22 protein-coding genes are annotated in these 24,355 nt (G+C 56.2%); 14 read left to right on the top strand and 8 right to left on the bottom strand.

The genetic code is table 11. The annotated features are described in order from the left end of the window. Positions 1-259 (top strand): hypothetical protein (locus tag B7L15_RS19695; RefSeq protein WP_217808032.1); only part of this gene is annotated, 259 nt, incomplete at its 5' end. On the opposite strand, the gene B7L15_RS12995 is transcribed toward B7L15_RS19695, so the two are convergent. From B7L15_RS12995 to B7L15_RS12970, 6 genes are all read right to left on the bottom strand, one after another. Further along, entirely contained in the window at positions 236-1,225 is a 990-nt protein-coding gene (locus B7L15_RS12995; protein WP_085919381.1) for an adenosine deaminase, read from the bottom strand. The two genes, B7L15_RS19695 and B7L15_RS12995, sit on opposite strands and share 24 nt — an antisense overlap. A gap of 13 nt (positions 1,226-1,238) precedes the next feature. After that, entirely contained in the window at positions 1,239-2,942 is a 1,704-nt protein-coding gene (gene cydC, locus B7L15_RS12990; protein WP_085919380.1) for a thiol reductant ABC exporter subunit CydC, read from the bottom strand. Next, entirely contained in the window at positions 2,939-4,615 is a 1,677-nt protein-coding gene (gene cydD, locus B7L15_RS12985) for a thiol reductant ABC exporter subunit CydD (RefSeq protein ID WP_085919379.1), read from the bottom strand. Before cydD ends, cydC begins: the two co-directional genes overlap by 4 nt. A gap of 4 nt (positions 4,616-4,619) precedes the next feature. After that, on the bottom strand, positions 4,620-5,621 hold the full coding sequence (gene cydB / locus B7L15_RS12980; protein WP_085919378.1) for a cytochrome d ubiquinol oxidase subunit II: 1,002 nt from the start codon (positions 5,619-5,621) through the stop codon (positions 4,620-4,622). Further along, on the bottom strand, positions 5,618-7,027 hold the full coding sequence (locus tag B7L15_RS12975) for a cytochrome ubiquinol oxidase subunit I (protein WP_085919377.1): 1,410 nt from the start codon (positions 7,025-7,027) through the stop codon (positions 5,618-5,620). The genes cydB and B7L15_RS12975 overlap by 4 nt, the downstream gene beginning before the upstream one ends. A 235-nt stretch (positions 7,028-7,262) precedes the next feature. Then, complete coding sequence (locus tag B7L15_RS12970; RefSeq protein WP_085919376.1) at positions 7,263-8,237, bottom strand: calcium/sodium antiporter; 975 nt, start codon at positions 8,235-8,237, stop codon at positions 7,263-7,265. Positions 8,238-8,457: 220 nt separating this feature from the next. Here B7L15_RS12970 and B7L15_RS12965 point away from each other — a divergent pair, with 220 nt between their 5' ends. From B7L15_RS12965 to B7L15_RS12925, 9 genes are all read left to right on the top strand, one after another. After that, positions 8,458-9,822, top strand: coding sequence for a paraquat-inducible protein A (locus tag B7L15_RS12965; RefSeq protein WP_085919375.1), 1,365 nt, complete (start codon positions 8,458-8,460; stop codon positions 9,820-9,822). Beyond that, positions 9,815-11,500 (top strand): intermembrane transport protein PqiB, encoded by a 1,686-nt coding sequence (pqiB, locus tag B7L15_RS12960; RefSeq protein WP_085919374.1) that lies wholly within the window; start codon positions 9,815-9,817, stop codon positions 11,498-11,500. Before B7L15_RS12965 ends, pqiB begins: the two co-directional genes overlap by 8 nt. A 9-nt stretch (positions 11,501-11,509) precedes the next feature. Continuing rightward, complete coding sequence (locus tag B7L15_RS12955) at positions 11,510-12,100, top strand: PqiC family protein (protein ID WP_085919373.1); 591 nt, start codon at positions 11,510-11,512, stop codon at positions 12,098-12,100. 16 nt (positions 12,101-12,116) lie between these two features. Next, positions 12,117-12,599 (top strand): hypothetical protein, encoded by a 483-nt coding sequence (locus B7L15_RS12950; protein WP_085919372.1) that lies wholly within the window; start codon positions 12,117-12,119, stop codon positions 12,597-12,599. 230 nt (positions 12,600-12,829) lie between these two features. Next, positions 12,830-14,083 carry a DEAD/DEAH box helicase gene (locus B7L15_RS12945; protein WP_085919388.1) on the top strand — a complete coding sequence of 418 codons (1,254 nt, stop codon included), beginning with the start codon at positions 12,830-12,832 and terminating at the stop codon, positions 14,081-14,083. A gap of 75 nt (positions 14,084-14,158) precedes the next feature. Next, positions 14,159-14,662 (top strand): hypothetical protein, encoded by a 504-nt coding sequence (locus B7L15_RS12940; RefSeq protein ID WP_085919371.1) that lies wholly within the window; start codon positions 14,159-14,161, stop codon positions 14,660-14,662. Positions 14,663-14,671: 9 nt separating this feature from the next. Next, complete coding sequence (locus B7L15_RS12935; protein WP_085919370.1) at positions 14,672-15,892, top strand: MFS transporter; 1,221 nt, start codon at positions 14,672-14,674, stop codon at positions 15,890-15,892. Then, positions 15,892-16,929, top strand: a complete 1,038-nt coding sequence (locus B7L15_RS12930; protein ID WP_085919369.1) for an asparaginase — start codon at positions 15,892-15,894, stop codon at positions 16,927-16,929. Before B7L15_RS12935 ends, B7L15_RS12930 begins: the two co-directional genes overlap by 1 nt. Positions 16,930-17,021: 92 nt before the next feature. Beyond that, a complete protein-coding gene (locus tag B7L15_RS12925) occupies positions 17,022-17,261 on the top strand; it encodes a DUF2789 domain-containing protein (RefSeq protein WP_085919368.1) in 240 nt (79 codons plus the stop codon). A gap of 77 nt (positions 17,262-17,338) precedes the next feature. Here B7L15_RS12925 and B7L15_RS12920 read toward each other — a convergent pair whose 3' ends face one another. Then, entirely contained in the window at positions 17,339-17,755 is a 417-nt protein-coding gene (locus B7L15_RS12920; protein ID WP_085919367.1) for an SRPBCC family protein, read from the bottom strand. 181 nt (positions 17,756-17,936) lie between these two features. Here B7L15_RS12920 and queC point away from each other — a divergent pair, with 181 nt between their 5' ends. Genes queC through B7L15_RS12900 form a run of 4 tightly spaced genes read left to right on the top strand, consistent with a single transcriptional unit; the run spans position 17,937 to position 20,378 of the window. Further along, on the top strand, positions 17,937-18,650 hold the full coding sequence (gene queC, locus B7L15_RS12915) for a 7-cyano-7-deazaguanine synthase QueC (RefSeq protein WP_085919366.1): 714 nt from the start codon (positions 17,937-17,939) through the stop codon (positions 18,648-18,650). Further along, entirely contained in the window at positions 18,650-19,294 is a 645-nt protein-coding gene (queE, locus tag B7L15_RS12910; RefSeq protein WP_085919365.1) for a 7-carboxy-7-deazaguanine synthase, read from the top strand. Before queC ends, queE begins: the two co-directional genes overlap by 1 nt. Next, positions 19,294-20,127: a 6-carboxytetrahydropterin synthase gene (locus B7L15_RS12905; RefSeq protein ID WP_085919364.1), complete on the top strand. Its 834-nt coding sequence runs from the start codon at positions 19,294-19,296 to the stop codon at positions 20,125-20,127. Before queE ends, B7L15_RS12905 begins: the two co-directional genes overlap by 1 nt. Continuing rightward, positions 20,124-20,378 (top strand): YkgJ family cysteine cluster protein, encoded by a 255-nt coding sequence (locus tag B7L15_RS12900; RefSeq protein ID WP_085919363.1) that lies wholly within the window; start codon positions 20,124-20,126, stop codon positions 20,376-20,378. Before B7L15_RS12905 ends, B7L15_RS12900 begins: the two co-directional genes overlap by 4 nt. Before the next feature lie 74 nt (positions 20,379-20,452). Here the strand turns inward: B7L15_RS12900 and B7L15_RS12895 are convergent, their stop codons facing one another. Next, complete coding sequence (locus tag B7L15_RS12895; RefSeq protein ID WP_085919362.1) at positions 20,453-24,352, bottom strand: AAA family ATPase; 3,900 nt, start codon at positions 24,350-24,352, stop codon at positions 20,453-20,455. Positions 24,353-24,355 lie beyond the last annotated feature (3 nt).

Genomic DNA, 24,355 nt, shown 5'->3' with positions numbered 1-24,355 from the left:
CGGATCAAACTTGGCTCAAGGTTTTCAAACGTTCTCTCAAGATCCGAAGACCTTGGACGAGTCGCTTGCCTTGATAATTGGTGATTTATCACCCTCATCGGCAAGCGCCCACATGAATTACCTGATCACATTATTAAAGAGCTATCGAAGGGCGTCGCCGTTCGATGTGGTGCGTATGATACGTTTTTTTTACGCGAGGTCAACCAGCACCGACACATTTCTTGCCAATGGTCGTTCAGGCAGCCAAGCGGGCCAATAAGTCGGCACGCCGATCGGCGGATACGAACGCGGCATCAATTGCGTTTCGGGTCAATTTCACAAACACATCTTCAGACCAGCCGAAAGCGTCCGCACAAGCCACATGATTGGCGAGCATTCCGCCGCCAAAGTAAGCAGGATCATCAGAGCTGATGGTCACATTCAGGCCCTCATGCAGCAGAGTGGGCAAAGGGTGCTCACGCAAGTCATCGACGACTTTTAGACATACATTGGATAACGGGCAAACCGTCAGGACGACCTGCTCACGACGAAGACGCTCCACCAAATCCGGATTTTCCAGACAGCGCACGCCATGATCGATACGCTCCACCTCCAGAAGATCGAGAGCCTGGATGATATAGTCCGCCGGCCCCTCTTCGCCTGCGTGCGCTACGCAAACCAGACCAATCTCTTTGGCCCGCGCAAAAAGTGTCTTGAACTCAGATGGCGGATGATCGCGTTCGGCACTGTCCAAACCGATTGCATCGATAAACTTCCAGTAGGGTGCAGCTTGCTCGAGGACGTGCAAGGCTTCTTCTGCCGGGCGATCACGTAAAAACGCCATGATCATGCCAACCGAAAAATCCATGGATTCCTCGGCTTCCTGCTTGGCTTTGAGCAGCCCACCCATGACCACTTCCAGCGGAACACCTCTTTGAAGGTGCGCCTGGGGGTCGAAATGCATATCGACATGTACAACTCCCTCTCGACGAGCGCGATGAAAGTAGTCCATCGCCAGGTCGTAAAAGTCTTCCTCGTGACGAAGCACGCCCATGCCCTGAAAATAAAGGTCCAAAAACGCCTGCAAATCATTAAAGTCATACGCATCTTTTGCTTCCTGAGCGGAAGCATACGGCAAGTCAATGTTATTACGCTGGGCCAGCGCGAACATCAACTCGGGCTCAAGCGAACCTTCGATATGAAGATGCAGCTCTACCTTGGGAAGCTGGCGCAAAAAATCGTGCATACAGGGCTCCTGTCTAATTAGCTTCAAGGCCAAGCTTACCTGCATCCAGGTGCCAGTGGTAATCGATATGCGGCAACAAATCAGGCTGGTCGACTTGATGGATAAAATAGATGACTGTTCTGTTGCCAAGCCAACGATCAAGCGAAGCCGCCAAGTGCTGGGCAGTCACCGCATCAACGCTTGCAAAAGGCTCATCAAGGATCACAATCTGCGGGTCTCGCAACATCAACCGTGCCAATGCAACTCGCCTGGCTTGCCCCCCAGAAAGTTGCTGGCCCTTTTCGCCCACCGCTGTGTCGAGTGCTCTGGGTAAACGTTCAGCCCAATCGGCCAACGCCACGTCAGAAAGCACTTGCCAAAGCCGCTCATCACTTGCAGATGGATCCGCAATGAGCAAATTCTCAGCCAGCGAAGCATCAAATAGATCCACTTGCTGGGTCAGCATTGCCAAATGCGCCGCGCGCTGTGTATCAGCCAACGCTTGGGGCGCTACCCCCAGGACGTTGACGACGCCGCGAGTGGGCACCAGGCGACCCAGGATGAGTGACGCCAATGTCGATTTTCCAGCCCCCGACATGCCTGTCACCACAGCGCGTTTGCCTGCAGGAAGGCGAAGGTCAACGTCGCTCAAGGCCAGGGAAAGCGAACTGGGATAACGCAACGATACGCCTTCAAAAACCACACCATCGTCTAACGACACAGCGGTTGAAGGTGAAAAACTGCGCGACGAATCGCGCGGCTCAAGTTTGTTCAATCGCTCAACAGCGGCATAACTCGCCCCCAATCTAACAAACGCATTGGGTAGAACACTGAACGCTTCATTGATACCCAGCGCCATCAGCACGGCCATCACAACAATAGGACCGTCAACCTGGCCTTGCGCCAACACCTCCCCCGCCAGCCAAAGCACTCCTAATGCCAGCAAACTCGTCACCGCGGCAACAATCGAATTACCAAGCGCCTGCTTATTACCTACTTGCCGCTGATTGTTCAGGACCTGCTGCTCATGAGTATCGACAAAGCCGCGGTGCCAGCGATCACTACGATAGCTGGTCAGCTCTGCGCTGGCCTGAACCTGATCAATCACCAAGTGACGCAAGACCTCCTGATCACCAACATGGTAGTGGCTTTGTCGCCACCCCCAGACGGAAAAGCCCACTGTCGTGACCAGCCAGAGCCCCCCGAGAACGCCCGCCACCAACAAGGCCGCATAAGGCAGCCATAGCGCGATAAACAACACCATGATGGCGCTACCCAGCAGCGCAACAATAGGTGGCATCAAGGCTCGGAGATAGAAATTATCCAGGGTGTCGATATCGGAAGTCAGGCGGGTCAGCCAATCACTCGCCCGCTGACGGCCGAGGGTTGAATCATCAAGGCGGGTTAATTGGCCAAATACACGAAAGCGCAAATCCGCCAACAATGCCAATACGCTATTATGATTATAGACTCGCTCGGCGTACCGCGAGACTGTCCGCAATAGCGCAAAGAAACGGATACCTCCACCCGGCACGTAGACATCCAGTATGGCGGGAATCCCCAACGCCAGCGCAATACCGGTTAGCGCACTGGCGGTGATAAACCAGCCAGACAGCCCCAGTAGTGCAACACCGGCTAAAAGCGTTAGCCCTGCCAGCAAGGCCCCCAACATGAAAGCGCGCCGACGGCGGGTAAGCAATCTCAACCACGGTAAGAATTGGCGATAGATATCCCTCAAACGGGCATCTCCTCGATCTGTCCTTGAGTCATTTTGAAGTGACGATTCGCCGCTTTGATGACCGCAGGATGATGGGTAGCAACGACCAGCGTGCGCCCTTCTTTTATCCAGTCGATCAACGCCGCCACCACGGCCTGCTCTGTTGCCTCGTCGAGCTTTGCTGTCGGTTCATCAAGCAGGACCAGTGGTGCGCCACTCAGGTAAACGCGCGCCAGCGCCAGACGCTGAGCCTGGCCACCCGACAAACCGACACCGCGCTCGCCAAGCAAGGTATCCAGCCCCTCTGGAAGGCCATTGACCACATCAATCAACCCGGCACGCCTTAACGCTGCTTGCATTGCATCTTCTGATGCCAAGGGGTTCGACAGGCGCAGATTGTCGGCCAGACTCCCCTGCAACAGGCAGGGCTGCTGATCCAGCCACGCGACTTGGTCCGTCGCTGCATGTCGACACTCGCCATGACTGGGCCCAATGAACCCTGCCAATAACGCGAGCAATGTCGACTTGCCACTGCCCGACTCTCCGCTGACAGCGATTACATCACCCTGCGTTAGGGCGAGATCCAAGGGGCCCATCACCACACCACGCCCCGGATAGCTGACCTGAACCCTCTCAAGCTCCACCAGTACATTGTCGGCTCTGGTAATTGAGGGAGAGGCATCGCTCATCACTGGCGGCTCGTTGAGGGTATTGACGATGCTCTCTGCCGCCCCCAATGCAGCCGCTCGATCATGATAATGCATGGATAACGTGCGCAAAGGCTGGAAGAACTCCGGCGCCAGCAGCAACACCGCCAGGCCGGAGAACAGCGTCAATGAAGGAGCGGGGCCATACTCGATATAACCCAGCAGACCAAAGCCGACATACATGGCGACTACCGCGATGGCCACCGACGAAAAGAACTCAAGCACCGCCGAGGATAAAAATGCCAGCTTCAACGTCCGCATGCTCAGGCGTCGATACTGGTCTGAGGCCACCCAGACCGCCTGTTGTGCCGCTGCTGTGTGACCAAAAAGCTGGAGCGTTGTGATACCGCGCACTCGATCTATGAAATGCGCTGACAGTCGGGCGACGGCGGCGAACTGATCACGGTTCATGCGCTCAGCCCCCATCCCCACCAGGGCCATAAACAGCGGAATCAGCGGCGCCGCCAGCAACAGGAACACAGCGGCCAGATAATCCAGCCACATCACCACGGCAAGAATGACGAGCGGTACCCACACGGTGATCCGCAGTTGCGGATGATAGCGCGCAAAATAGCCGTCCAAGGCGTCGATATGCTCTACCGCCTGAGCGGCAATGGCACCACTTTGCTGTGATGTCAGCCAAGCAGGGCCCAAGGCAGTGATTTTATCAAGCAACTGAGCACGGGCCTTGCGCCTGATGCGAAGGCTGGCATCCAGACTCAATCTCTCTGAGGCCCACTGGCACATCGCGCGCAATAATACGGCGACGGCCAGGAGCGCGAAAACAGGCGTCAAATCACTTGGCGACCGGTTTTGAACCACCAGTTGATCGATCAACCAGGCCAGGCCGGTCACGATCAATACGGTGTGGCAGCCTGCCAAGGCACCAAAAAACGCCGCGCCCGCTAGCCGCTTGCGTTCTGATGCAGCAAGCAAGGTTAACCAGTGGCGCGGCGTAAGCTCCTTATGGCGGTGAACGGATGCCATGGACTTAATGGTAGCCCTCTCCGACACGCACCTTGCCGCGGAAGACCCAGTAGGTCCAGGCGGTGTAGGCCAGCACGATGGGGATGACAAACAGAACACCGATCAACAGGAAGAGCTGTGATTCAGGGGCTGAAGATGCATCCCAGATCGTGTAGTTGGGTGGCACAATGACTGGCCACTTGCTGGCAATCAACCCCAGATAGGTGAAGATAAACAAGCCTAGCGAGGCGACAAATGGCAAGCCTTCTTGCTGACGCTTCACGGCACGGAAAAGCACATAAGCACAGACCATCGCAAGGATGGGGAACACCCAGATCAAATGAATCTGGCTGAGCCAGCGGTCGCGCACCTCAGGGCTCACCAACGGCGTCCATAGACTGACAATACCAAACACCACCAGCACCGCCAGCAACAGCTTCGGGGTTATCCGGTAGGCCCACTGCTGAACATAACCTTCCGACTTCAGAATCAGCCAGGTCGAGCCCAGCAACGCATAGCCTGCCATCAAGCCAAGGCCGGTCAGTACGCTAAACGGTGTCAGCCAATCGAGCGCACCGCCCACATATACAAAATCCTCTACCGCAAAGCCCTGTATATAAGCGCCTACGACAGCACCTTGAGCAAAAGCAGCGACAGCGGATCCTCCACAAAATGCGCGGTTCCACCAATGGCGATTTTTCTTCGACTTGAAGCGAAACTCAAATGAGATACCCCGGAAGATCAACCCCGCCAGCATCAAAAACACGCCAATATAAAGTGCCGGCAGGAACACCGAGTAAACCAGCGGGAAAGCGCCTAAAAGCCCCGCCCCTCCTAATACTAGCCAGGTTTCGTTGCCGTCCCACACCGGCGCGACTGAGTTCATCATCACATCACGCGACTCTTCATCCGGTGCAAAGGGGTAAAGTATCCCCAGTCCCAAATCGAAGCCGTCCATAATGACGTACATGATAACGCCGAAGCCAATAATGCCGGCCCAGATTATTGCAAGGTCAAGGCTGATCATTTGACTGCTCCCTCATAATCACTATCGAAAGGCGTGTGAGCCGCAGAGAAAGGACGTTTGGCTCGCTCGACTTCGCCGGTTACTTCCATGGAATCCGCCAGCATGCCGTTACGCACGACACGAGTAAGATAGTAAATACCTACCCAAAACACGACGGCATACACAGCGACGTAGCCCAGCAGCGTAAACAGCGCCATACCGCCTGTCAGCGAAGGGGTTAACCCTTCAGCATGGGTCATGACACCGTAGACCAGCCATGGCGCGCGCCCCGACTCGGTGACCACCCAGCCGGCCAGCACTGCCAGGAAAGGGGAAATAATCATACCTACCAGTGTTTTAAGATAGAGCGGCGACTGGAAGAAACGTCCTCCACGGCGTAAAAACAAGCCAACCGTCGCGACGGCTATCATCAAAAGTCCAATCCCTACCATCACACGAAACGACCAGAAGACAAGCGCCACAGGGGGCTGTTCATCAGGCGCCATTTCGTTGATACCCGGGACTACGCCGTCCGCACTATGGGTCAGAATGAGGCTGGCCAGGCTGGGAACACCGATTTCAAAGCGGTTTTCCTGAGCTTCCTGATCGGGCAAGGCGAACAGCAAAAGTGGCACGTTGGACTGGGTTTCCCAATTACCTTCCATTGCCGCCACTTTGGTTGGCTGATGTTCTAACGTGTTGAGGCCGTGGAAATCACCGACAACAGCCTGCGCCGGCGCCAGGAAAAGCAACAGCCACAGGCACATTGAAAGGGCTTTTTTATTGGCTTCAACATCACGGTGACGCAGGAGGAACCAGGCGCTGACACCTGCGACCACAAAACCACCGGTCAGGAACGACGCCATGCCCATATGCACAAAGCGATACCAGAAGGAGGGGTTGAAAATTGCCGCCATCCAGGAAGTGATATGGAAGCGACCATCCACCATTTCATAGCCCGCAGGTGTTTGCATCCAGCTATTGGCAGAGAGGATCCAGAACGAGGAAATAAAGGTTCCCACCGCCACCATGATCGCGGCAAAAAGGTGCACCCCTTCTGGCACTTTTCCACGCCCGAAGAGCAATACACCCAGAAACGCCGCCTCAAGGAAGAAAGCGGTGACCACTTCGTAACTGAGTACAGGCCCAAGGAAATTTGACGTGGCAAAAGAAAAGTTGCTCCAGTTCGTACCGAACTGAAACGACATCACAATGCCTGTCACCACCCCCATGCCAAACACAACGGCAAACATCTTGGTCCAGAATTGTGCCAGGCGATCCCAGGCATCGTTTTCCGTTTTATAGAATATCCCGTGCAGCACGGCAATGTAGGACGCCAGCCCAATCGTGAAGACAGGGAAGATAGCGTGAAAACACACAACAAATGCGAACTGGAGTCTCGATAGCAATAGCGGATCAAGTTCCATAACTCCCTCCTAAGGCCCCATAGAACCTTCGTTTCAAAGGTTTAAAACAAGCTTAGGTGAGCCCCTTTGGATCACGCTCTTCTTTTTATAGTCACTAAGCTTATTTGATCAACAACCCCTTGAGTTTACAGCTTAGAAGGTATGGATGCGGCATGCGTTTTGGGTTTTCACCGTGTCGCGTTGACGCAGGTCAATTTTTAAGTCGCAACCAATAGCGACTGTTGCGACAAGCGACTCAGGCCAACACCACCACACTCACCAGATAGCCTGTATAGGCGATAAAAAGCGCCAATAAACCACCGCCCTCAAAACGGTTGATACGCCGTGGGCGCCCTTTCCAGGAGAACGCGAACAACATCATCAGCACCGTCATCACCAGCATGACAATCCAGTCACGCTGAAGCACCTCCTGGCCGGTTTCAATCGGTGTAATGACGCCAGCCAACCCCACCACGGCGAGGCTGTTGAACAGGTTCGACCCCACGACATTGCCGAGCACCATATCGTGTTCATTACGTCGCAGTGCGGTAATCGATGAGGCCAGCTCAGGTAATGAGGTACCAATCGCCACAACGGTCAAGCCAATGATCAGGTCACTGACGCCAAACGCGACAGCGATCTCGACAGCCCCCCAGACCAAAAGACGTGAACTGGCAATCAACAGCACCAGACCAACCAGGGTCCACATAATGGCTTTACCGCGCGACATGGGCTTGCTATCCAGCGTTTCCGCCACTTCCGAGACAAGTGCATCGTCCTGCTGGCCTTTAGAACGCACAACGCTGATAACGATAAATACCACCAATGCCAGCAATAAACAGACCGCCTCCCAGCGGGCTACCCAACCATCCAATAGCATCAGCCCGGTTACCAGCATCACTACCAGTAACAACGGTATCTCTTTGCGAATGACGCTCGAGTGCACGGCCAATGGGGCCAGTAAAGCAACAAACCCCAGCACCAGACCAATATTTGCGATGTTGGAACCGTAGGCATTACCCACCGCCAGCCCCGGATTACCTTGCATTGCTGCCAGTACCGATACCATCATCTCGGGAGCCGATGTACCAAAACCGATGACCAGCATGCCAATCAACAGGGGGGAAAGCCCCAGCCACCGGGACGTCGCCGCGGCGCCATCAATAAATTTTTCAGCGCTCCAGATAAGCAGTATCAAGCCAACGACAACGGCGATAAGAGCAAGTAACATAAGGTTCCTTTGGATGGCGTTTTCATGGAGTGTCGATGATCTGAGCCTTGAATGGCCAGACATGACCGTATAAGCGGCAAATGAGCGTGGCGATCATTATTCATTCATCGCTCAAGGTCAACGACAACCTATTCACGATTCGATGAATTTTACCCAACATTTGACAGACTTATAAACGAGAGCGTATTGCTTTGCCTACTCACGCTAGCGAGATCACCATTTGTCCCAGAACTGGCTACCTAAACACCCCAATTTGAAGGTCAATGCACCGCTTGTTGACCAACAACCGCCGGAGACCCGCACCCAGAGGCGGCGCCTGCGCGCCTGTCACGAATGTGACTGGATAGCAGCGTTACCCCCCCTTAAATCCGGTGAAAAAGCCTGCTGCCCACGTTGCTCGCATGTCCTGGTCAAGCGTAACCGGTACCCCGCCCAGCGCAGCATGGCGCTCGCGATGGCCTCGCTTATTGCGCTTTTACTGGCCGTCTCCTACCCGTTTGTCAGTTTCAGCTACAGCGGGGTGAGCAACCGTATCGAACTTGCCGAAACGGCAACCACCCTGATTGCCTTTCATCAACCCCTGGTGGCTATCGGCGTTATCATGACCATCGTGGTATTACCTGCTGTGTATTTGATAGGTACCCTGTGGCTGCAATACGGCTTGTTACGCAACGCCCCGTTGCCCTTTAGTCGCTCGACGGCTCGTTCATTGAGCCATTTAACGCCCTGGATGATGGCCGACGTGTTTATCGTGGGTGCCCTGGTTAGCTTGATCAAGGTTGCAGGGCTTGCTGATATTGAACTGGGCCTGTCGTTTTGGGCGTTTTGCGTCTTTGCATTTCTTCTACTGATGACGGTGCAATCGATTGATGCGGACTGGATGTGGTTTGCTCTGGAAGGCGAGCCACTCGCCCCGGAGGGCACACTAACAGGGGCATCAGCCGCGTCCCAGCAGCTTACCAGTTGCCCCACCTGCGGGCTCATCAATCGGCTGGCGCCAAACGGCAAGCATTATTGCGTGCGCTGTCATGAGCGGCTGCACCCTCGCTTTCCGCATAGCGTCCAACGCACTTGGGCATTACTCGCGGCTGCTGCGATCATGTACATTCCTGCCAATGTATTTCCCATCATGACCACGACCAGTCTGGGCAATAGCTCGCCTTCGACGATCGTGGGCGGCATTGTCGAGTTGATTCAGGGCGGCTCCTGGCCAATAGCAGGCGTCATTTTTGTGGCCAGCATTATTGTTCCCGTCGGCAAACTGTTCGCACTGGCCTGGCTATGCAGCGTGGCTAACCGTAGCGATGCTTTCAATGCGCAAACGCGCACAACGCTTTACCGGATCACTGAGTTTATCGGTCGATGGTCGATGGTCGATGTGTTTGTCGTCGCCATTCTCGTAGCGCTAATCCGCGCTGATTCGTTAATGACGATCAATCCAGGGCCGGCAGCGCTCGCCTTCGGAGCCGTGGTCGTGCTGACCATGCTGGCCGCCATGACCTTTGACCCACGTTTGCTATGGGATACCCCCATAACGAAATATACAGGACAAGGCGACGCCCGTAAGGAAATGATGAATGGCTAACGAAAACGACATGCCCTCCAACGAACCACAGGGCGAGGCGGCAATGCATCGTGCCAAACCCAGCCCCCAGACACGGCTTTCACCCATCTGGATTGTACCGATTGTCGCCCTGGTCATTGGCTTATGGCTGGTATACGACAACTATTCCTCCCGGGGCACCATGATCACCTTGACGATGCCAAACGCGGAGGGGATCGAAGCCGGCAATACGCTGATACGCAGTCGCAACGTTGAAATCGGCCGCGTACAAAGCGTTCAGCTATCCGACGATCTTTCCCGAGCCGTTTTACGCGCCCGCATCCAACCTGAAGCAGAAGCCATGCTGCGCGAAGATAGCCGGTTCTGGGTCGTGAAACCGCGTATCGGCCGTGAAGGCATCAGTGGGTTGAGTACTGTCCTGTCGGGTGCCTACATTCAACTTCAGCCAGGCTCTTCAACTGAGCCCCAACGCGAGTTTGAAGTCATGGAAACGCCGCCTGTCGCCCCTGCTGGCGTCGCAGGTTTGCAAGTCAGCCTCATCAGCCAACTGGGTAATTCATTGCGCGTGGGCGATCCGGTATCCTATCAGGGCTTCACTGTCGGCCGTATTGAGGAAACCCGCTTTGATGCTGAGTCACGTACCATGCATCATCAGGTATTTATTGAAGAGCCGTATGATCAGCTCGTTACAGAAAGTACGCGCTTCTGGAGTGCCAGCGGCATTGATTTTCGACTCGATGCCGACGGCGTTCGTGTCAACGTTGACTCCATCGAAACATTGCTGGGCGGGGGCGTCACCTTTGGCGTCCCTGAAGACCTGCCGATGGGACAGCCCGTAGACAACAATACCCGCTTCGAGCTTTACACCGATGAAGATAGTGCTCGCCAGGGTACCTTTAACCGTTATCTGGAATACGTACTCCTTGTCGACGATACTGTTCGCGGACTTTCCAAGGGGGCACCTGTGGAGTTTCGGGGCGTTCGGCTTGGCACCGTTGCCGCCGTACCCTGGAATTTCACAGCTCCTCAGCCGGATTCACGGGAACAGTTTGCCATCCCGTTGCTGATTCGCATCGAGCCCCAGCGACTCGGCATCGAGAATGCCGACGTGGATCTTGATGAGTGGGATGCTCGCTTCAAGCGAATGTTCACCCTAGGCTTACGCGCCTCCCTCAAAAGTGGAAACCTGCTGACAGGGGCAATGTTTGTCGATTTGAACTTCCGCGAGGAACTGGCCGCTCACTATGTGCCGGAATCTTTCTCAGGGCACACAGTATTCCCCACGACCTCAGGTGGCTTTGCGCAAATTCAGGCGCAGGTGACCGACTTACTGGAAAAGCTGAATGGCTTGGAAATCGAGCCGTTATTAACGGGGCTTGATCAAAATCTACAAGCATCTGAATCTGTACTTGAGGAAGTTCGCGGCGTTAGCGCATCCTTGAATCAGCTACTTAACGACCCTGACACCCAGTCTATCGGCACTAACGTAAACCGTACGCTCGAAGAGCTGCAGAACACGCTGGAAGGCTTGTCTCCGGAATCGGCCGCCTACCAGGAGCTGATGTCAACGGTCGAACGGCTCGACCGCGTCATTCGCGATGTCCAGCCGCTGACTCGTACACTAAGCGAGAACCCACGCGCACTGCTGTTCGAGAGTGTCGAAACCGAAGACCCGATACCTCGCGCACCCCGCGAGTAAGGATACACAATGCGACATTCATTCGGAAAACTGGTGGTGATGTTATTGGTCCCGTTGCTGCTGAGTGCCTGCGCCAGCCAATCAACGCCCTCCACCCGCTACATATTGCCGGGCGGGCAACTAGCGAGCCCGCCAGCCTCCCCCGACGGCACGCTTCAGGTGACATCGCCTCGTCTCCCGCACTATCTGGATGTCGAGGGTATTGTCATGCAAACCGATGATATTACCCTGCGGGAAGCAAACACCCATCAGTGGGCAGAAGCCATTGGCCGTCAACTGGAACACGGAATGCGAGCCCGTCTCTCAAAGGCGCTGCCCACATGGCGGGTAGTGCGCGACGCCGCTAGCGACGACCAGGCAATCACGCTACGATTGGAAGTAGACCAGTTCCAGGGGCGCCAGGATGGTCGCGCCATCGCCAGTGGTCAGTGGCAACTGCTCAATCAGCAGGGCGATGTGCTGGCAATGGAAACCTTCGATGCCGACACCCCGCTCGAAGAAGACGGCTACCCCGCTCTTGTACGTGCCTTGGGTAAAAGCTGGGACAAAGTCAGCGAGCAGATTGCCCAGGCAACGTTGGATGTACGACCCAGTGATTAAACGGAGTTACACGGCAATGACGGACACAGCCCAGTACGCAGAAAGTGCCCTCGAGGCCGTTCACAGACTCAATCATACAGCCGAAAAGCTCCTCCACGAGCCTGCCAGTGAGGCATTGCTGATTAGCGCCATGACACTTTATACAAGCGTACGGCAAACACTGACCGCTGCCACCCCCTCTGGTGCTACCCTGGCCGCTCTGGCTCGAACAGAACAATTTATTGCCGCCTCAGCTGATGCGTATTATCGTCAGCTACCCACCGACGCCGACACATCACTCAAGCTCGCGGAGCGGGCGGCGTTATTTGGTAACCGCTTGATGGCGTTGGACGGTATTGGCCCTGCGACGACCAACCAGCTGTTTGCGCGTGGCATATTCACTCCCGAACAGCTATTCGCCCTCCCTTTTCATACTCTTGAAACGCTTGACCTGCCACCTGCATCACTTGCTCGTGTCACATCGCTGCACAATGCGTATCAAGCCAAGATACCAGACTGAATGTTTCTGGCATGATATAGTGATCACTTAATTGATCGTTCGTTATGAGTGAATCTTGTCACCGGCCATGAATGCGCTTCCTGGTATGTCGCTAAAAGACGCCAATCGTCAATTCATAAGTGACCGGCCCTTGTTATCTTCAATTCATTACGGTTATTCATTTCCAATCATTCAACAGTGCGTTGTTCAACGATGCCATGCGCATGCGTAAACAGCCGCTGGGAGAACGCATGAACTTTTCTGATCTCGGCCTCGACGCCGACCTGCTGCGCGCTGTCACCGACCAGGGATATCGCGAGCCGACCCCCATTCAACGTCAAGCGATTCCCGTCGTGTTACAAGGCCGCGATTTGCTCGCCAGTGCTCAAACGGGAACAGGTAAAACCGCCGGTTTTACACTCCCCATGCTGCAGCGTTTATCGGCAGGCAAACCCGCCACCAAACGCCAGGTGCGTGCGCTGGTGTTAACCCCAACCCGCGAACTGGCCGCCCAGGTAGGTGAGAGTGTTACCACGTACGGACAACATCTCTCTCTGCGTTCGCATATTATTTTTGGCGGTGTCGGCCAGCAGCCCCAGGTCGACGCATTGAAACGCGGCCTGGATATCCTGGTGGCGACGCCGGGGCGTTTGCTCGACTTGCAACAGCAGGGACATGTTGACCTTTCCAGCGTTGAAATTGTCGTTCTGGATGAAGCCGACCGCATGCTCGACATGGGGTTTATCCACGACATTAAACGCCTTTTGAAACTGGTCCCGAGCAAGCGTCAGAATCTACTGTTTTCCGCCACTTTTTCGAACGAAATTCAAACCCTGGCGCAACAGTTTTTGAACGACCCTGCGTTTATCGATGTCGCCCCGCGCAATACCACGGCAGACAAAATCGCCCAGTCGGTATACCAGGTGGATCGTGAGAAAAAACGCGAGCTGCTGGCGCACCTCATCAAGCAACACCAATGGTATCAAGTGCTGGTTTTCACGCGCACCAAGCACGGCGCCAACCGCCTGGCAGAACAGTTATCCAAGCAGGATATCCCCGCCATGGCCATTCATGGCAACAAGAGCCAGGGGGCTCGAACACGTGCACTCGGGGCGTTCAAAAGCGGTGACCTGCAGGTATTGGTTGCCACTGATATTGCCGCACGCGGTCTGGATATCAACGAGCTTCCCCATGTAGTCAACTTTGAACTACCCAATGTGGCGGAAGATTATGTGCACCGTATCGGGCGCACTGGCCGGGCTGGCAGTGATGGCGAGGCGATTTCACTGGTCTGCGTCGATGAGCATGCGCTGTTACGCGGTATTGAACGGCTGATAAAACAGACCCTGACCAAACACATCGAGCCCGGCTATGAACCGGACCCGAATGCCACCCCACAGCCTATCGAAAATGGCCGTCGGCAACCGCGCAATGCGCGCAGTCAACGCAAACCCAGCCAACATAGTGACCGCGATGCAGCGCCCAAGCGGCGTGCTCGCCGCTAGTCAGGCTTATCTGAACATGTGATGGTAGCGTTACTATCAGGCTATTCATCAAGCACCTGTTTTCACGGAGTGATCATGGCGTCGTCCCAACTCATTGAACAATACCGTCAGTGGCAAACATTTCAGCGGCAAGACCAATTAAGCCGAGAGCATTTAGGCGTAGTGCAACGCCTGGAAGATGCCAGAGCGTCGTCGACACAAGTCGTCGAAGCGTATCGCAGCATGGCGGAAAAAGCCTCAAAGGAAGGCGCCTGCTACCGCACCCTGTTTTTACGCAAGCGGAATGATCAACATGCACTGCCCTGCGAAGGCTGGCTGTTCGTTCGCCGGGTGCTCAGCGAAGGCAACAGCACGCGGGTAAGAGTCACGCTTGTCGAAACCTTTACGCTTGAAGATGGCACCCTGGCACCCGGCGATAAACCAGCCCGCAAGTTGACCCTGGAAATTTTCGAACAGGTGCAGGTAGATAAAGGCATGCGTACCAGTGTAAGAGTCGATTGCCTGGATAAGCCCGAGGATTACCACTTCATCACGCTACTGGATGCCGTCCGCGGAGACTTACGCCCCTATCTGAAATAAGACGTATTTATGAGGGCACGCCACTCCGTATTTATTGCACTCATGGTCATCGTAGGGCTTAACCTTCGCCCTGCGATGTCATCGGTCGCGCCATTACTCAACCGGCTGCAGGAGGTCGCTGGACTATCGGCTGCCTCGGCGGGCGTACTGACCACGCTGCCTGTACTTTTTCTGGGGCTTGCCGCACCGCTCGCCCCGATACTTGCCCAGCGTATCGGAAGCGAGCGAGCCTTGAGTACTGCCCTGGGCCTCCTTATGACGGGCCTGATAATACGTGGTTTGCCCTTCCCCGGTGTTCTTTTTCTGGGATCAGCGCTTGCCGGTGCGGCCATAGGGCTGGCGGGCACCCTGCTTCCCGCATTGGTCAAACGCCAGTTGCCCCAAAGTGCTGATCTCCTCACCGGCCTCTATACCATGGCGCTGTGCCTGGGCGGTGCACTCGGCGCAGGGTTAAGCGTGCCTCTAACCCACTATCTTGGCAGTTGGCAAGCCAGTTTGATGAGCTGGGCGCTACTTGCCCTGGCAGCGCTGGTTTTATGGGTCATTTACATGCCCAGAACGCCAACCACCTCCTCACTTGCCTCACTCCCGCAAGCCGGTGCACTCAAGCTTCTCGGTCAACCGCTCACCTGGTTCGTCATGCTCTTCATGGGCATTCAGTCATCGATGGCCTACATCGTCTTTGGATGGCTGCCTACACTGTTAGTATATCGAGGATATGATGAAGCCTCCGCCGGGTGGACCATGGCCATTTCCATTCTTTGCCAGCTTGCCTCAGCACTCAGTGCCCCTTGGCTTGCACGCCTGGGACGTGATCAGCGCCCGGCATTGCTCAGCGTCTTGCTGTGCACCGCCTCCGGACTATCGATGTTGCTGATTGCCCCATTATCGTGGCAATGGCCCGGCGCCGTGCTTCTCGGTTTGGGCCAGGGAGGAAGCTTCAGCCTGGCACTCAGCCTGCTGGTATTGCGCACGGCAAATGCCCAACTCTCCGGCCAGCTGTCCGGGCTGGTACAAGGCGGCGGCTATACCATCGCCGCACTTGGCCCATTCGGGGTGGGCTTATTGCTGCAACACGGTGCCAGCGTTGCCCAAATCGCCTGGTTGCTGATTGCTCTGCTACTAGTGTGCAGCGGCTTTGCGATGCTTGCCGGGCGCCAACGCTGCCTCGACGATAGCTCCGGGCAGCTTGTCGTACACAAAGGTCGCTTACATAAGGAGACACCCTGATGGCCCACCCTTGCCTGCTGATTATTTATACTGGCGGCACTCTCGGCATGTGCTCAGGCGACCAAGGGTTAACCCCGTCGGGCAATATTGAAGCACGGCTGGCAACAGCGTTTCGCCAACTGCCCCTTCTTCAGCAGCAGGCCTTGCCAAGTTTTGAGGTGTTAAGTTATCCGCAGTTGATCGACTCGAGCTCCGCCACGCCTAAAAACTGGTCACAGCTTGCCCATGATATCGCCGAGCGTCAGAGAGATTATCAGGGATTTGTGGTCATTCACGGCACCGATACACTAAGTTGGACTGCAGCCAGTCTCGCCTATCAATTGCAAGGGATCGACCGACCGGTCATTCTCACCGGCTCCATGCAACCGCTTGAAGCGCCCGGCAGCGATGCCCTAGAAAACTTATATTGGGCGCTACGCTGTGCTGAACAACCTCACGTGAAAGAAGTGGCGATTTACTTCCACGGAAAGCTACTTCGCGGAGTTCGCGCCACCAAGCAACACAGTGAAGCCGTGGATGCGTTTACCAGCCCCAACTATCCGCTACTCGGCGAGCGTATAGGAGACCATGTTGTCCATTACCCCGGCCGTGGTTTGGCTGATCAGCAACGTGGCGCCCCGCGGTTCGAGCTGCCCGATTACACCTCGGTAAGCAATGGTGCCATTGTTCGATTAGTACTCTGGCCGGGCATCACCGCCTGGCAGCTCGCGTCCTGGTTGGGCGATCCGCGCGTTAAAGGAGGCATCCTTCAGCTCTGGGGTGCAGGCAATCTGCCCGATGACCCATCGCTTCTAGCCACCCTTGCCAAGGCTACCGGCGAAGGCAAAATGCTCGTCGCCATCAGTCAGTGCCCTCAAGGCAGTGTGCAGCTGGGAGCGTACGCTGCCGGCAAAGGGCTTCTCGACGCTGGCGTGTTATCCGGCGACGACATGACGCCTGAAGCCGTTTTTGGCAAGCTTGTGCATTTGCTAGCCCAGCCGATACCGGAAGAGGATCGGCGTCATCGCTTCCTGAGCTCTCTGGTTGGCGAACGTTAACCAGAGAGCGTTAAATATGCGCCTGGCAATCACTGCGTTTAACGCTAGAGTGAAAGTGAAACCACACCCAGCGATTAACAGGAATAACGTTTATGGAAAAGCCGGTTCATTATTTTAGCGAGCTGTTCGAACAGCTGGGCCTTGCATCGGATGCGGCCTCGATTGAGCGATTTATTCAACGCCACGCGCCCCTTCCCGATACAATGCCGCTAGCCGACGCGCCCTGCTGGAATGAAGGGCAGGCAGAGTTCCTCAAGGAAGCCGTCGAGGAAGATGCCGATTGGGCGGAAGTCGTCGACCATCTCGATGCCTCCATGCATAAACCAGCGTAAATCAGCCTGTCAATGCAGGGCATCCCTGAGCGTCCTGCATAGCACCGGCAAATGGCGCTACTCAATCCCTATGACACTCATGCCTGCAAACGCGCTTCTACCCGCTCGAGAATTTGCCGACTCACTTTGCCCACCAGTGGCGTTGCCGCCTTGTTCACGGCTTTTGCCATGAAGCGGTTACCTATTTCATAGCTCAACGTCAGCGCCACTTCTGTGCCTTCCGGCACCTCACGCAAATGATAGCGTCCCTGGTTTTTGACCCCATTGACCGACTCCCAGGCGAGCACATCCGGCGATTTAACCTCGGTAATCACTACGTCAAATGTCCAGTCCATGCTGAGTGCGCGAACATGCCACCGATAGCGTTCGTCGCCAAGCGGTTCGATATCGCTGATCAGGTCCGAATAATCGGCAAAGTCCTCAACGCGCCTTAACAGCGCGAATACCCGTTCGGGCGCTGCCCTGACGATGGCGCTGTGTTCGATAGTGGCCATATAAAACCCCTTGAATGAAGCCCCTAGCGTAGCACTTTCAGCCCATGTTGTGAGCATGCTTGCGCTAGCCAGAAACACCTCAATTGCGTACACTTGCGACCTTCCGGACCGGACCCCGGAACGCAGTAGCGGCTTTTTTCACGCTACGATCAATAAATTCTCCGGCATAAGAGTGCTTATCATGTCAACTTCCCAAACCCCGCATGGGGCCACCGCCGTGGTAATTTATTCCGGCGGCATGGATTCGTTCACCCTTCTCCACCGGGCGCTAAATGAAGGTTATCACGTTCATGCGCTGTCATTTCATTACGGCCAGCGCCACGCCCGTGAACTCGATGCTGCCCGCCAGGTATGCCAACACCTGAGTATTCCCCATCAGGTCGTGGATATCCGGGCGATTCATTCGCTGATTGATAACTCAGCATTGACCAACACCGACCAGGTAATGCCGCAAGGTGATTACGACGCCGACAACATGGCGGCGACCGTCGTCCCTAACCGCAACATGATATTGTTATCCTTGGCCATTGCGAACGCCGTCAACATCGGCGCAGAACGGGTTGACTACGGTGCCCATGGCGGTGACCACGTCCTTTATCCCGACTGTCGTCCGGCTTTTGTGGAGGCCATGGATCAGGTCGCACGAATTGCCAATTTCTCCCCTGTAAAGGTCCATGCTCCCTACCTGCATGCCAGCAAAGCCGACATTCTTCAGCAAGGCCTGGCCATGGGGCTCGACTACCGATACACCTGGACCTGCTATGAAGGAGGCGAGCTGGCCTGTGGGCGCTGCGGAAGCTGTCGCGAACGATTGGCCGCGTTTGCAGCAAATGGCGTGACCGACCCACTCCCCTATGCCCCACACCCCTATGCCCCACACCCGGAGGTACGCTGATGTATCAGGTGAAAGAAGCCTTCTACACGCTGCAAGGCGAAGGGGCTCAGGCCGGCCGGGCCAGCGTTTTTTGTCGTTTCAGCGGCTGCAACCTATGGAGCGGTCGCGAACGGGACCGAGCCACAGCCCGGTGTACCTTCTGCGATACCGATTTTGTCGGCACCGATGGCCAGGGCGGAGGCCGCTTTGCAACGCCTGCCGCCCTGGCCGAGCACATCAGCGCACTGTGGCCCAGTGACGCAGGTACTGCCGTCCCTTACGTGGTGTTTACGGGTGGCGAGCCGCTGCTGCAGCTTGACCCGGCACTGATCGCCAATCTACACAGCGTGGGTTTTGAAGTAGCGGTTGAAACCAATGGTACTCTCACGCCTCCCGCCGGCATTGACTGGCTGTGCGTGAGTCCCAAGGGCAAGAACCCGCTGGTCATTGATCAGGGCGACGAACTCAAGTTGGTCTATCCCCAGACCGAAGCACCGCCCGAGGCATTTGCACAGCTCGACTTCCGACACTTTTTTCTTCAGCCGATGGACCTTTCCCCCTTAGACGCCAACGACGACACTGTCGCGCGCACCACCGCCTATTGTTTGGCCAACCCGCAATGGCGTTTATCGCTTCAGACGCACAAAATCGCAGGCTTTGACTGATGTCTTTATTTGTTAATCAACTCACCCATATCGATGCGTCGCTGTGGTGCCCTGAAGAGGGCCTCAAGGGCGTCAGTTGGCAAGTAGACGCGGTGCTTGAAGGCGAGCTTGGCAAAGACGGCATGCTGCTCGATTTTGGCGAGGTCAAGCCATGGATCAAGCATCACCTCGATAGCGGCCTGGACCATACGCTTCTGGTTCCTATCGAAGCTTCCGGGATCACGGTCAGCCCCTGCGAGGAAGGCTTGTGTGTGCGCACCACAACGCCTTATGCCATGGAAGTAAAAGGGCCGAAACAAGCTTTTACCCTGCTTCCCGTTGCCACCATTGAGCGCGACACAGTCGCCGCCAATTTAAGCCAGACACTCACTGATCAGCGACCGGAAAACGTCACACGGATTCAGCTAAGCCTCAGCGATGAAGCCATTGAAGGTGCGGCCTATGGGTACAGTCATGGCCTGAAGCTGCATAATGGCAACTGCCAGCGAATCGCCCATGGCCATCGCTCACGCCTGCATATCTGGCAACGGGGAACCCGTCAGCATGAACTTGAACAACAGTGGGCGGCCTGGCTCGATAATCGCTATCTGGTAGAAGAAAATGACATTATCGCGCTCGATAAGCAGACACTGACGTGCCGCTATCAAGCAGATCAGGGAACCTTCAGCCTCACACTGCCCGGTGAACGCTGCGCCGTCCTGGCAACTCCCACCACGGTGGAAAACATCGCTCGTTGGTTAGCCGAACAGCTCGCCGCCCAAACCCTTGAAACCACAACGGTACATGCGTTTGAGGGAGTTAATAAAGGCGCGATGGCAAAGGCAACCCCATGAGTGATGGGTGCCGGGCAGGCTGTGGGGCATGCTGTATTGCGCCGTCGATCAGTTCAGCCATTCCAGGCATGCCTGAAGGCAAACCGGCAGGCGTGCGCTGCGCCCAGCTGGACGAGCACAATTTATGCCGCCTGTTCGGGGATCCCCGCCGACCTGCCGTATGCGAGCAGTTTCAATTTGACACTGCCGTCTGCGGACGGCAGCGGGAAGAAGCACTGATCACCCTGACATGGCTGGAAGATAACACCTAGCAGCCTGTCGGGCTTGGCCGATCGTCGCGAGAAGCACGGATTCGCAGTAGATCAGTGTTAAGTCCGGCAGGCTGCTAACTCTCCAGTCGCTCGGGGTATGCCAGACGATGATCCACCAGGCTTACCCAACGGACCAGAACCGGCGCATCACTATGGCTAACGTCGCTTAACAGACGATGGAAGGCATCCCGCGCCGCTTCGTCGTCGGGGGCGATCCGCGTCAACCATAACTCCAATGCTGCCAACTCCTGATGGCGATTACCGTGCTCCCGCGCCTGTGAAATCGCCATCTCGGCCAAGGCGCGCACTTCATTGGCAGGGTGATCGAGCATGATACGAACCCGGGCAAGTTGGGTGGCAAGCTCAGGTAGAAACAGCGTGGACCTCTCCTTGGCAATCACCAGGCACTGATCCAGGTAATCTTCTGCGGCACTCAGTTCTCCCAGGGCGATACAGGCATCCGAGTACCAAAGCACAGGACGTTTGAAGCGATCACGCCCATTAAGCTCTGCCATTTGATCCAGGCTATCGCGCAGTTGAGTCAGCCCTCCGTGATCGCCAGCCAGCGCGCGCTGCCAGCCGAGAATTCCCTGGGCAGTAATTTGCCATAACTGTAAATCCGGCGTAGCGGTCATTGCCGCTGCTTTTTCCGCATGACGCGCTGCTAAATGCACATGGCCAAGCTGGCGATAGAGTGAGGCGGCAAACAATAGCGCCATGGCAAGCGTACCGGGGTGACCCAGCTTCTCCGCCAGCCGTATCGCCGCGGAAACCTGTCTTTCAGCACGCTGGTAATCACCACAAAGGCATAGCGCCCAACCCTGGAAGCACGCCGCAGTCACCTGTGGATGGTCAGAGAACGGCAGCCATTCGATCATCATCGGTGAGTTGAGCGGGTCGATTTCATTCAGATGGTCGTTGGCCTGCTGCACACGCCCCGCCCAGTATTCACAGTGCGCACGCGCATAGTCAGCCAGCCGCTGGTAACGAGGGTCCTCGAGCCGAGCAGCTATATCAGCCAGGGTAGATGCCAACGCGAAGGCATCGGCGTGGGCGTAGCGCTGGCTGCGCCCTACCCAGAGCCCCCATTTGACCAGAAAGATTTGTTCCAGGTCTTCAGGATCTTCCAGCGCATCCGCACCTGAGTGGCGCAATAATTCACGGGCACGAACGAAACTTTCGTGGGCGGTGGGAGAGCCATGGCCTTCAAGCGCAAAAGCAGCCTGCCCCCGCACCGTTAAAAGACTCACCTCGCGCTCTATCTCATGCTCTACGTGGCGCAGGCTAGCCAGGCCAAAATCCGCCATGCGTAAGGCGGTACGATTGGCACTTACTTTTAGTGCCTCCCGGGCAGCAAGCTCAAAATAACGTGCGCCGCGTGCGTAGTGCCCGCTTCGCCGGAGGTGGGTGGCAAAGTCACCAGGGTGTCGGCTGATCCACATCGGGAAGCGCTCTTCTATAAGGCTAACCACCTGCTGGTGAAGCGTGACGCGGACATCGCGGGGGCAGGAAAGGTAGGCCGCTTCCTGAAGCAGCTGGTGGCTGAACTGGAATTCATGTTCGCTTGAGCCGTTGTCCACCGGCTCAATGATTTCGAGCTGGCGCATATGATCCAGCGCCTGCTGCAGACGCGCTGTGTCATAGCCACTGCACTCGCTGAGGAAGTCAAGCCGGAACCGTTTTCCCAGCACCGCGGCAATATGGGCAATTTCACGATCCGCTTCCAACTGGTCGATTCGGCTGGCCAACAGCCCAAGCAACCCCTTGGGCAACTCGTCAAACTGAACGCTTCGCCCTTCTCGGCGATCCATATCCAGGCGCCGGCAAATTTCCTGCAAATACAGTGGAACACCGTCACAGCGCTCGATAATCTGATTACGCAATCGCGGGCTTAGGTGAATACGATAACGACGCGAAAGTTGCGATAACAGTCGCGAGGACTCCAGTCCATCCAGCCGGCCCAGCGTGATTTGCTGATCCCAGTGCAGCTTGACGGGCAGAGGTTCACGACCATGGTGACTGGCCACCAGCATAAAGGCCGTATTGATGGGCAACCGCGCCTGAAGGCCTGACAGTACCTTGAACGATGGTTCGTCGAGCCACTGCAGGTCATCCACCATCAGAACGAGCGTATGGGTCGCCGACTGACGTTCGATCAAGCGGTGTAACAGCATTACCACCAGTTCAACCGCTTCACCGTTTTGCGTCAGCTGTGACACTTCCTGCACGCTACGCACGCCGAGGGCTTCTTCGAGCAGACATTGCTGCTCATCGCTTAACGCATTGAAAGCCAGGTCGGCTTGCAGAGCGCACAGTGCATCCTGATCCGGCGCCCCTCCCAGGTACCATGATAGAAGCGTGCGGGCGACGCCATAGGGCTCCAGCACCGAAAGTCGCGTGGTGGGCTGCCAGCAAATAGCAGCGTCGCGACTGATCTCAAGCTGACGAAAACCTACCATCAAGGCCGATTTACCCATGCCCGACGCACCACGTACCAGCACACTTTGGCGAAGCCCGATACCGGCTCGGGCAAGGGCATCCCTCAGCGTTCTTAACGAGGTTTCGCGCCCTACCAGGCTCGGCGGCAGTGCATCAGGACCACCTTCATTCTGGCCCAGCACCAACGCGCGTTGGCGCACACGACCATCGCTCGACATTACTCGCGAGACCAGCCGGGGCTGAAGGTCGAGCGCCGGTGGCATGTGCTGGCTCGACTCCTGCGAGATGACCAGTTCGCTGCCTTCTGCCGCGCTCATCAACTCGAGGGATATTTGCGTCACCTGGCCCAACGGGTCAGCCAGTTGGCGTTCAGGCAAATAAACGACACGCCCGCTGTGCAGCCCTGCTGCCAACTCAAACTGTGGCGGCTCACCTTCACCCGTCCAGTGCCTGGCCGACTCTTGAGGGAGCGTCTGACGGCAATGCTCATAAAGCGCGACCAGTTCAGCCAACTGATGGGCAGGGCCATGGGTACCAAAACAGGCAAGCCCCAGGCCGCCAGTAGCGCCAGGCAACCAGAAACCACCCAAATGATGGCATTGCTGCTCAAGCCACCGCAGCAACTCCAGTTGAAGTGCAAGGCAGTTACGCGTCGCGGCGCGATCCTGCCAGTCCCCCTGGAGGCGCAATCGAATGGCCATTACCGAGAGTTGACGAAGCTCAATTTCATCTTCGCGCAAAGGCTGGCTGTCGGTAGCAAGCGCTCGCGAAAAGGCGCCTTGGGGAGACATGACGCGGGCGTCATGGTGACCATCGGACCAATAGCTCGCCAGCTGTAAAAAGCTAGGCTCGGGCTGCTGGCCTGACAGGGCAAGCAGCTGCAAATAGCTGTTGTATTGCTCGTGAGCTGCCGCCATCTGCTTTTGTTCGGCAAGCTGTTTAACCAACCGTTCATGAAAAGGACCGTAACCGGAAAACCGGCTGACCAGCGTTTCCAGAAGGCCGTCAGGTACTTCCTGATGATTATCGAGCACCTGTTCAGCAAAACGGATAACCCGCTGACGCCATTCGTTGCGCGCCTGCACCAGCCAGCGTTGGAACTCACTACAGTTGGCGAGCTGCAATTCCTCGATCAAATCGCCCTGGTAGCAAGACAGCACCTCGTCCAGGGTGGCAAGATCCCGCGGCCCTTCAAGTAGCGTTTGCAGCTCATGCAGATCGACCTGCCAATTGGGCGGCAGCTGAAAGGCAATGGTCTGGCGCGACACATTGAGCACTTGTTCTGCATCTTCGCCCAATGATTGACGTAGGCAATGCAGCGCGTGTCGAAGGTTGGTGCGGCCTGATGAAAGGCCCTGATCTGGCCAAAGCAGCTCTGCCAGCGCAGCGCGGTTGACAGGTTGTCGATGCAGCAGCAAGTAGACAAGCAACGCTTTCACTTTATCGTAGCTAAAGTGCGTCAGCACATCATCACCCTGAGACAGGGCAAAATGACCGAACAGGGTCAGTTGGTCATACTTTTGAGCATCGCGCATGGT

It is taken from the genome of Halomonas sp. CSM-2, assembly GCF_002119345.1.
Taxonomy (GTDB): Bacteria; Pseudomonadota; Gammaproteobacteria; order Pseudomonadales; family Halomonadaceae; genus Vreelandella; species Vreelandella janggokensis.
The sequence above is the reverse complement of the archived record's forward strand: the minus strand, read 5'-3'. Positions and strand labels throughout refer to the sequence as shown.